This is a genomic window from Vibrio sp. H11 (genome assembly GCF_004804295.1).
Classification (GTDB): Bacteria; Pseudomonadota; Gammaproteobacteria; order Enterobacterales; family Vibrionaceae; genus Vibrio; species Vibrio ostreae.
The window spans coordinates 1-1,322 of record NZ_SSHN01000027.1; the positions used below are offsets into that span (position 1 = coordinate 1).

1 pseudogene is annotated in these 1,322 nt (G+C 58.2%); it reads right to left on the reverse strand.

Annotation, left to right across the window (positions count from 1 at the left end):
• Positions 1–1,322: pseudogene (locus E6C74_RS20910) on the reverse strand (hypothetical protein); the annotation flags it as partial.

Below are 1,322 nucleotides of genomic sequence, written 5' to 3' on the forward strand. Positions count from 1 at the left end.
AAGTCCTGGCCTGTGACAGAGACATTGCCGTCTGCATCGACGCTAATATCGCTGGCGTTAACCGTCAGCGTCGTGTCGCCGTCCGTAATGGTGATGCCGGTCACCGTCGCATCCGCTTCCACTTTACCGGTCAACGTCACGTTGCTTGCTTCGCTGCTACTCAGCAGCTCATCGCCGCCATCAACAAAGTTAATGCGGTTGCTGCCGTCATTATTTTCCGGAGCGCTTTGGTCCAGTTCGGTGGTGTCGGTCACGGCGCCCGGGTTACCGGCCGCGTCGGTCACAGTCATGGTCACGGTCAGCTCGCCGTCGTTCAGGCCGGACAAATCCTGACCACTGACAGAGACATTACCGTCTGCGTCGACCGTGATGTCATTACTGTTGACCGTCAATGTGGTCGTCCCGTCGGTGATGGTCATGCCAGTCACGGTCGCATCCGCTTCCACTTTACCAGTCAGCGTCACACTGCTCGCTTCGCTGCGGCTCAGCAGTTCATCGCCGCCATCAACAAAGTTAATGCTGTTGCTGCCATCGTTGTTGGTGGGCGCGCTTTGGTCCAGCTTAGTGGTGTCGGTCACGGCGCCCGGGTTACCCGCGGCGTCGGTCACATTCATGGTCACAGTCAGTTCGCCGTCGTTCAGGTCGGACAGATCCTGGCCTGTGACAGAGACATTACCGTCTGCGTCGACGGTGATGTCATTACTGTTGACCGTCAATGTGGTCGTCCCGTCGGTGATGGTGATGCCAGTGACGGTCGCGTCCGCTTCCACTTTACCAGTCAGCGTCACGCTGCTCGCTTCGCTGCGGCTCAGCAGTTCATCGCCGCCATCAACAAAGTTAATGCTGTTGCTGCCATCGTTGTTGGTGGGCGCACTTTGATCCAGTTGGGTGGTGTCGGTCACGATGCCCGGGTTGCCCGCGGCGTCGGTCACAGTCATGGTCACGGTCAGCTCGCCGTCATGCAGGCCAGACAAGTTTTGGCCTGCGACAGAGACATTGCCGTCTGCATCGACGGTGATGTCATCGCTGTTGACCGTTAATGTGATCGTCCCGTCGGTGATGGTGATACCGGTCACCGTCGCATCCGCTTCCACTTTACCGGTCAGGGTCACACTGATGGCTTCGCTGCGGCTCAGCAGTTCGTCGCCACCATCATTAAACGCAATGCTATTGCTCCCATCGTTGTTGGTGGGCGCGCTTTGGTCCAGCTTAGTGGTGTCGGTCACCGCGCCCGAGTTACCGGCCGCGTCAGTCACATTCATGGTCACGATCAGCTCGCCGTCGTTCAGGCCGGACAAGTTCTGACCAATGACAGACACATT